The organism is uncultured Bacteroides sp., assembly GCF_949298305.1.
In the GTDB taxonomy this organism is placed as follows: Bacteria; Bacteroidota; Bacteroidia; order Bacteroidales; family Bacteroidaceae; genus Bacteroides.
Genome location: NZ_CASFWU010000104.1, coordinates 1 through 8,633 on the forward strand (window position 1 = coordinate 1; position 8,633 = coordinate 8,633).

Annotated in this window: 6 protein-coding genes; 3 read left to right on the forward strand and 3 right to left on the reverse strand. The window is 54.7% G+C overall.

Annotated features, from left to right (window positions below; all coding sequences use genetic code 11):
* Positions 1 to 1,925 (reverse strand): beta-N-acetylglucosaminidase (locus Q1Y74_RS12165; protein ID WP_300814584.1); only part of this gene is annotated, 1,925 nt, incomplete at its 3' end.
* Positions 1,926 to 2,073: 148 nt separating this feature from the next.
* Here Q1Y74_RS12165 and Q1Y74_RS12170 point away from each other — a divergent pair.
* Positions 2,074 to 3,471 (forward strand): helix-turn-helix domain-containing protein, encoded by a 1,398-nt coding sequence (locus tag Q1Y74_RS12170; protein ID WP_300814585.1) that lies wholly within the window; start codon positions 2,074 to 2,076, stop codon positions 3,469 to 3,471.
* Positions 3,472 to 3,610: 139 nt separating this feature from the next.
* Here the strand turns inward: Q1Y74_RS12170 and Q1Y74_RS12175 are convergent, their stop codons facing one another.
* Positions 3,611 to 5,524, reverse strand: a complete 1,914-nt coding sequence (locus Q1Y74_RS12175; RefSeq protein WP_300814586.1) for a glycoside hydrolase family 97 protein — start codon at positions 5,522 to 5,524, stop codon at positions 3,611 to 3,613.
* Between the two features lie 410 nt (positions 5,525 to 5,934).
* Entirely contained in the window at positions 5,935 to 6,690 is a 756-nt protein-coding gene (lptB, locus tag Q1Y74_RS12180) for an LPS export ABC transporter ATP-binding protein (RefSeq protein WP_300814587.1), read from the reverse strand.
* Positions 6,691 to 6,769: 79 nt separating this feature from the next.
* Between lptB and Q1Y74_RS12185 the strand changes: the two genes are divergently transcribed.
* Both Q1Y74_RS12185 and Q1Y74_RS12190 read left to right on the forward strand, forming a co-directional pair.
* Complete coding sequence (locus Q1Y74_RS12185) at positions 6,770 to 7,513, forward strand: ABC transporter permease (RefSeq protein WP_300814588.1); 744 nt, start codon at positions 6,770 to 6,772, stop codon at positions 7,511 to 7,513.
* Positions 7,514 to 7,562: 49 nt separating this feature from the next.
* Positions 7,563 to 8,333: an ABC transporter ATP-binding protein gene (locus Q1Y74_RS12190; RefSeq protein ID WP_300814589.1), complete on the forward strand. Its 771-nt coding sequence runs from the start codon at positions 7,563 to 7,565 to the stop codon at positions 8,331 to 8,333.
* Positions 8,334 to 8,633 lie beyond the last annotated feature (300 nt).

The following is an 8,633-nucleotide window of genomic DNA, read 5'->3' on the forward strand; positions in this document are numbered from 1 at the left end:
GAAGCCACGCTGCCGCTCTTGCCCTTGCGGGAGACGGCCAGCGAAGCCAGCTGGGGAACGTTGCTGCTCATGGTGTAGGGCATGTAGACGGCACGTACGTCGAGCTGCGCCCCCTGCTCGCGGTTATAGCGTCCGGCAGCGGCCTCGAACAGGGCGTAGAAGGTGGGCAACAGGACTTTGCTGCCGCTCTTCACACCCGGCTGGTAGGGATTCTGGTTGTAGGAGGTGTCGACCTTGTACATCAGCATCTGCAAGGCCTTGGCATGGGCATAAGCCGCCAGGAAGGCGTCGTTATCCTTCGTCTGGAGGGCACGCATCATGCGGAGCACCGCCTCGCCGTACTGACCCACCAGCTTGAACTGCACCAGCCAGGGGTGCATCTCGGCCGTCAGGGCCGTGTTCTCCTGCGAGGCCTCCAGCACGTCGGACGCCGCAATCACCTTCCGGCACTCGGCCTCCACCTGGCGGAAAGCGTCTTCGTCCAGCGCTCCACGCTCTTCATACGCCGTGCGCAGGGCCTGCAAGGCAGGCTGCAAGGCTACGGACTCGTCGCGGCGGAAGCCGTGGCCGTTGACGCCCAGGTCGGAATTGTGGGCGGCAAAGGTCTCGAGAGCGGCGGCATGTTGGGGCATGAGGTTGCGGATGGCACGCTTCCAGGAGGCGTCGCTGTCGTAGTCGGACAGGTTCCAGGCATAGTCGGCCACGCTGTAAAGGGCTATCTTGGAGGATTCGGCGTGCTCCATGGGGTTGGAGACGAAGCCTTCCATCTGGTCGGCAATGTCGAGGCCGTTGCCATAGACGGGGCCCATGAGCAGATGGTCGCGCACGTAGTCGGAAACGGGGAAGTTCCACCAGATGTAGGCCTTGCGCTTGAGCAGCGGGTTGATGAAGTCCATGGATTCGCGGTCGATGGTGGCGATGACGCGGTTGCCCGTCCACATAATCTGGATGCCGGGGTTCAGCTTCTCGCCCAGGGTGGTGAGATAGCCTCCGGCCACGTTGGACCACGCCTTGTTATACTCCGTGGGGCACATGATGAGCGGCTCCACGTCGCCCTTGGCCTTGACGAAGTGGTCGTCCAGGTAGTTGAGCAGTTCGGCCTGCTTGTCGGCCTTGGTGCCTTCGCCCGAGATGTCGTCGAAGAAGACGGCAAAGCCGCGCACGCCCAGCTGGTACATGCGCTCGAACTTGTCCATCAGGTTCTGACGGTCTTCGTCGTTCCACTTGATGTCCTGCCCCGGATGGATGGCCCAGTAGAAGATGACACCGTTCTCGGCGGCCTTGTCCACCAATTCCTTCAGTTGGGCCGCCTCGCGCTCGGGATAGGGTTTGCGCCAGTTGGGGGTGCTGTGGTAGGGGTCGTCCTTGGGGCCGTAAAGGTAGACGTTCATCTTGTTGCGCCCGTAGAACTCCAACTGGCTGAGACGGGCCTCGTGGCTCCAGGGGGTGCCGTAGAAGCCTTCGACCACGCCGCGGTAGGGCACGTCGGGATAGTCCGTAATCTCGGCCAGGGGCAGACGGGGCAGGGTGAGCAGCTGGGCCAGCGTCTGCACGCCGTAGTAGGTGCCCCGCTCGTCGGCGCCGGCAATGACGATTTCGTCCTTCGCAATCTTCAGGTAGTAACCTTCGGGAGTGGAGGGGATGCGGCGGGCGTACTTACGCACGGCCTTGTCGCCTTTGGTTCCTACACTGATGCGGAACGGCGCCTTCTCGGCCTTGCCCGGCAGCAGTTTTTCGAGCAGGAGCAGTGCGGGAGATGCCTCTCCCTTGAGGTCGGCCGAGAGAGTATAAGCCACGGGCAGCGCGATGCTGTCCTGAGAGGTTTCGTAAACTTGGGGGGTGGGTTGCAGATGGAATTCCTGTGCAGGCAGCATGCCCAAAGACAGGCAGCCGATGATTCCGGAGAGCAGTAGTCTTCTTTTCATAGGAGTTAGTTTAACAATGATTGACTACAAAAATACACCTTTCGGCGGTATAAACCGCATCCCGTTTTCTAAAAAAAAGTCAATACACCGGGACATCCACCCAATGTCGCAACAAATAACTATTTTTGTGTCATTATCATAGAAAGTTATGCTGAATACAGAAGCCATACAAACACTCATTGACAGCGGTGAAGGATATCATGTAGAATTTAAAGTCCGCATACCTTCAAAAGTCCGTGAACTGACGGAAGAAATCTGTGCTTTCGCCAATGCTGACGGAGGACATTTGCTGATAGGAATAGACGACAGCGGACAAATCATAGGTACAGACTTGGAGAATGACAAACGTTCGGCCATTCAAGGCTCTATCAGTGAAATATCCCCGGCACTTCATTGCGAATTGTATCCGGTAAACATAAAAGACAAAACAATTTGGGCGATTGAGGTTCCATCCGGCAAGGACAAACCTTATATCTTCTCCGGCTCCATCTATGTACGCGAAGGGGCAAATTCGCAGAAACTTCACACAGCCGAAGAAATGCGCAGTTTCTTCCAAGAATGCAACAAGATTTTTTACGACCACATTCCCTGCCTTTGGTTCAACATTCATACAGATGCAGACAAGCAAATGGTAAAAGACTTCCGGACAGAGGCCGGACTAAGCCCATCCACACCAGACAAACAGATATTAGACAACTTGGAATTATTCACCGACAAAGGAACGGCAAAGAACGGTGCAGCGATGTTCTTTGGCAAGCATCCCGAACAGAAGTTTCCACACGCAGTGACAAGATGTATTCTCTTTAAAGGTACAAGCAAAGTCTATATCATAGACGACAAGACTTTTGGCGGCCCACTATATCAACAATATTTACAGGCTATGGCATGGCTGGAAAGCAAACTACAAGTAGCTTATAAAATAGAAGGAGCAGGACCGAGAGAGGAAATTTGGGAAATACCCCTAACCGTGTTTAAGGAAGCCATCATTAACGCCCTGTCACATCGCGACTATTACGAGCAGGGTGCAAACATTATGATAGAAATGTTTGATGACCGAGTAGAAATATCCAATCCAGGAGGACTTTTGCCCGCCGTTGCCAAAGATTTCGGCCATAAAAGCATGACACGCAATCCATTAATCTTCGGTTTGTTTACCCGTATGCACTTGGTGGAAAGAGTTGCATCCGGCATTCCACGTATGCAAGAAGCTATGAGGAAAGCCCATCTGCCCGAACCCCAATTCCATACAGAGGGAATGTTTACAGCGATATTCAAAAGAAGAATCAATATCCCTAACAATACCATAAATGATACTGTAAATGATACTGTAAATGACACTGTAAATAATGCCATCAGAGCCAAAGAACAAGAAGTTCTCAATATCATCAAACAAAATCCTGGACTTAAATCTCCCGAAATAGCAAGACTTATAGGCAAAAGCATATCCACCACCAAACGCTATTTGGGTTTTCTGGTCAAAGCTGGAAGCATAGAGTTTAAAGGAGCACAAAAAAGTGGAGGATATTTTTTTACCGAAAAGGACTGAAACACGCTCCGGACACCGACACCACCTTCCTCCTCATTTCAAGCACGCACCATGCGGATGGCACGAAAGGACACGGCGGTACATCCGTAGAAAGCCGCATCCTTCCGTGCCTGAGAACCCGATAAGCCAGACAGGCCCGTCACTGCATTTTCTTCTTAATCAGCAGGCAACTGCCGCCACCGGGAGCCAGCTTCACGCGGACGACGGAACCGGCCGTCACCGGTTGGCGGCTCACTTTCAGCACCTCGCGGTTGGTCAGGTAGTGGGCATCGTCGCCGTCTTCCACAACCGTTGCCTCATAGTCCACGCCTTTCTCCAGAAAGTCCAGGGGGATGTCGAGCGTGCGGGCCTCTTCGTTGGTGGCAACGCCGACGAGGTAGGCGTCGCGGGTCTGCCTCATCATGGCAATGTACTTGCCTATCTCTCCGCAAAGGGTACGGCTCTCCAGCCAAGGCATCTGCTGCGCACTGAGAAATTCCAGCAGAGGGGGATATTTACGATAAAACTCGGGAATGTCGGGGATGACCGTGGCACCCGAGAAGACAATGAGCGTGCGGGCAGCCTCGGACACCAGCGTAGAAGGCACCGGCTGGCTTTCGTCCACACGGGTGGTGTGTCCCTGGCGCAGGTCGAACATGCCGTTGTTCATGTCGATGGGGCCGGCTATCATGTTGACAAAGACAGAGGTGACGAAGGTCTTGGGCTGGAACACACGGTGGGCGTCGAGCTGTGCCTGGCAGTACTCGCGCGTGACGGCGTTGGGCCAGGTGCGCATCTGTCCGTAGGGATGGACGGGGCCGTCGTGGAAGTCGACAAGCAACTTGTTCTGGGCACACAGGGCGGTAATGCGCTGCGTCCACAGGTTCTTCTCGCGCGGGCTGCCGGTCATGAAGCCGTACTTGATGCCGGCCGCTCCCCACGAGGCATATTGCGAGAGGGTCTCTTCGATGGGATAACGGCGTCCGCCCACATCGTTCAGATAGAGCCAGATGCCCACCCCTTTTTCACGGCCGTAGCGGATGATGCGCTTCACGTCGGCCGCCTTGTCGCCCGAAACGGGATTGGATTCCGCCTCGTGTTCGGGGCCGTACCAGTTGGCGTCGAGCACCAGGTAGGGGAAATGCTGCTCGGCCGCAAAATCCACCATGCGCACCCAGGAGGAATAGTTCATCCCATAGGTGAAGCCTTCCCATTGGGCACCGTCAATCCGCCAGTCCCAGACGGCCACGCCGGGCTTCACCCAGGAGAAGTCGCCCGCAGGCTCGGGATTGAGCAGCTCGAGCAGGTGGGAATCCACCATCGCGCCGGGAGTGCGCCCCACAAAAAGCACGCGCCAGGCCGAGAGATAGCCCGCAGCGAGGTCTACCGCCTCCGGTTCCACGCAGAAAGCGCGCTCGCCCTTGACCGAACGCAGAAGCAGGGGGGCATCGGTGCGGAGGTCGGCCTCGTGGAGGGCCATATAGAGGGCTGTGTCCACCTGTACCGTCATCACCGGCTGGCGGATGCCGTCGGACTCGGTGAGGCGCTCGGGTCCGATGTTGTGCCATTCGTTGTTATAGAACCAGGCGGTATAGTCACCGTTGAAGGCAAAGCGGGTGCTCTCCGTCAGGCCTTCGGCCTTCAGAGCGGAGCCTTCAGGGACCAGGTAGCGGAAAGCCACCCCGTCGTCGTAGGCACGGAAGGCCATGCCGAAGGTCTCGCCGGCGTCAGCGCCGGTGAAAGTGAGGGTAAGTTCGTTGTAACGGTCGGGCACGCTGCTGCGTTTGCCCCAGACGGGCTTCCATACGCCGTCGTGCGACTGCCGCTTGGCATCGGTCAGTTTGAAACGGTCGGCCGCAGGCAGCAGTCGGCCCAGAGTGTCGCGGTAGCCCAGCAGGGAGGTATCGAGCACGAGGGAATCGCTGGCTGAAAGGCGGTAACACCAGGCCCCCCTGCCAGACTGAATCACCTCAAGAGAAATGTTTCCGTCGGGCGAAGTCAAAACATAGTCCGCACGTCCTGCACATGCAGCCAAGGAAAAGAAGGAAAATAACAACAGGAAGAATTTTGTCATGTATTTCATCATATTATCAATGTACTCAAGTTTCGGGTTCGATATTTTGTTAGAAGTTAAGAAGTTATAGAAGTTATCACTTCGCTTTGCTCTGCTGGAAGTTAAAGCCGATAGTCCTGCAAAAGGAAAAATGGGCAGTAACTGGTCTATTGGCCTTTAACTTCTAAGCCCGCCCTGGCGGGCGATAACTCTTTCTAACTCCTGCAAGTTTGGCTTCGCCGATTTTCAATTCGGTAAAACCGAAACTTAAATAAATGTATTTATCAAGTCCATTAACAGTCAAGCCGATAACCTGAAGGGAAGAAGAATTTCCTGCCCCCAAATTATCGACTTTACTGCAGCAAGTCGGCACGCACGGTTGGAAAGCCGACGAAACCGGACTTGCGGTATATAGCCTTATTACAGATTTCTCAGACCATGAAATCCTTGCGGCGCAGCACGAAGCTGTTGCTGAGGTACTTTTCGCGCACAATTTTATTCTCGGCCAGCTCTTCGGGCGTTCCCTGGAAAAGAATCTTGCCCTCGAAGAGCAGATAGGCACGACTGGTGATGCTCAGCGTCTCCTGCACGTTGTGGTCGGTAATGAGGATGCCGATGTTCTTGTCCTTCAGCCTCCAGACAATCTGCTGGATGTCCTCCACGGCAATGGGGTCTACGCCGGCAAAGGGTTCGTCGAGCATGATGAACTTGGGGTCAATGGCCAGGCAGCGGGCAATCTCCGTGCGACGGCGCTCACCGCCCGACAGCTGGTTTCCCTTGTTCTTGCGCACCTTCTGCAAGCGGAATTCGGCAATCAGGCTTTCCAGCTTCTCCTTCTGGTAGTCCAGCGGCTTATTGGTCAGCTCCAGCACCGAGGCGATGTTGTCCTCCACACTCATCTGGCGGAATACGGATGCCTCCTGCGCCAGGTAGCCGATGCCCGTCTGGGCACGCTTGTAGACGGGATATTTGGTGATGTCCAGGTCGTCCAGAAAGATACGCCCCTCGTTGGGGGTGATGAGTCCTACGGTCATGTAGAACGACGTGGTCTTACCGGCCCCGTTAGGACCCAGCAAGCCGACAATCTCGCCCTGCTTCACGTCGAAAGAGACGTGGCTCACCACCGTGCGCTTGCCATACTTTTTCACGAGGTCTTCCGTACGAAGCACCATTTTGCTTTCTTCCATACACTTGTGTTATTTTGCCGCAAATATAACAAGAATATGCCGAAAAGCCGTACATTTGCAGACAAATACTAACGAAGTTATGATTAAAGCTCTTAGAACCGTAGGGAGATACTTCATGCTGATGGGGCGCACGTTTGCCCGCCCCGAACGGATGCGGATGTTCTTCCGCCAATACCTCAACGAGATGGAAAAGCTCGGTGTGAACTCCATAGGCATCGTGCTGCTGATTTCGTTCTTCATCGGTGCCGTCATCACCATACAAATCAAGCTGAACATTGAAAGCCCCTGGATGCCGCGATGGACGGTGGGGTACGTGACCCGCGAGATTCTGCTGCTGGAATTCTCGTCCTCCATCATGTGTCTGATACTGGCCGGCAAGGTGGGCTCCAACATTGCCTCCGAGCTGGGCAGCATGCGCGTCACCCAGCAGATTGACGCACTGGAGATTATGGGTGTGAACTCCGCCAACTACCTCATCCTGCCCAAAGTGTTTGCCATGGTCACCATGATTCCGCTGCTGGTAACGTTCAGCATCTTTGCCGGCATCATCGGCGCCTTTGCCACATGCTGGTTTGGCGGCATCATGACGGCTACCGACCTGGAGTACGGCCTGCAATACATGTTTGTAGAATGGTTCATCTGGTGCGGCATCATCAAATCCCTGTTCTTCGCCTTCATCATAGCCAGCGTGTCGGCCTTCTTCGGCTATACCGTAGACGGCGGCTCCATCGAAGTGGGCAAGGCCTCGACCAATGCCGTGGTAACCAGCAGTGTGCTGATTCTGTTTGCCGACCTGGTGCTGACACAACTGCTGATGGGTTAAGACCCAGAAATGATTTCCAACTACTGACAGGCTTAAACAATAGACAATTATGATAGAACTGAAAGGACTCTGCAAGTCGTTTGAAGGCAAGAGCGTGCTGAAAGACATCAGCGCCACCTTTGACAACGGAAAGACGAACCTGATAATAGGGCAAAGCGGGTCGGGAAAGACCGTGCTGATGAAGTGCATCGTGGGTCTGCTGACTCCCGAAAAGGGCGAACTGCTGTATGACGACCGCAACTTTCTGATTATGGGCAAGAAGGAAAAGAAAGCCCTGAGACGCGAAATGGGCATGATTTTTCAAAGCGCGGCCCTGTTTGACTCGATGACGGTGCTGGAGAACGTGATGTTTCCCCTGAACATGTTCAGCAACGACACTCTGCGCGACCGCACCCGCCGAGCCAAGTTCTGCCTGGACCGCGTGAACCTGAGCGAAGCCCAAGACAAATACCCCGGCGAAATAAGCGGCGGCATGCAGAAGCGTGTGGCCATTGCCCGCGCCATTGCGCTGAACCCGCAATACCTTTTCTGCGACGAGCCCAACTCGGGCCTGGACCCCAAGACGTCGCTGGTCATCGACGGTCTGATTCAGGACATCACCCGCGAATATAACATGACCACCCTCATCAACACGCACGACATGAACTCCGTGATGGGCATCGGAGAGAAAATCATCTTCATCTACGACGGCCGCAAGGAATGGGAGGGAAGCAAGGACGACATTTTCACATCGACCAACGAACGGCTGAACAACTTCATCTTCGCGTCCGACCTGTTCCGCAAAGTCAAGGAAGTGGAGATACAGAATATTGAAGGCTGAAAACGGACAGTCCCCAAGAATCCGCGACAGCAAGCACTATTTTCATCCTGAACGCCCACACTTCCGTGCAAGCCTCTTTGTGTGAGAGCGGGCAGGCCGTCTCCAACGGAGTACGGACTACGCTTCTGCGCTCCGCACGGCGTTCGGGAAGGATTGCATTCGGCACTTCTGCCAGACTTGCAAGCAGGCAGCCGCATAATAAGGGACATTCAGTAAATAGTATAAAATTAGCCAACTAATTCATACACAAAGTATTGCGAATTAGCTGGCTTTTTTGTATCTTTAGGTATTCCCCCGAAA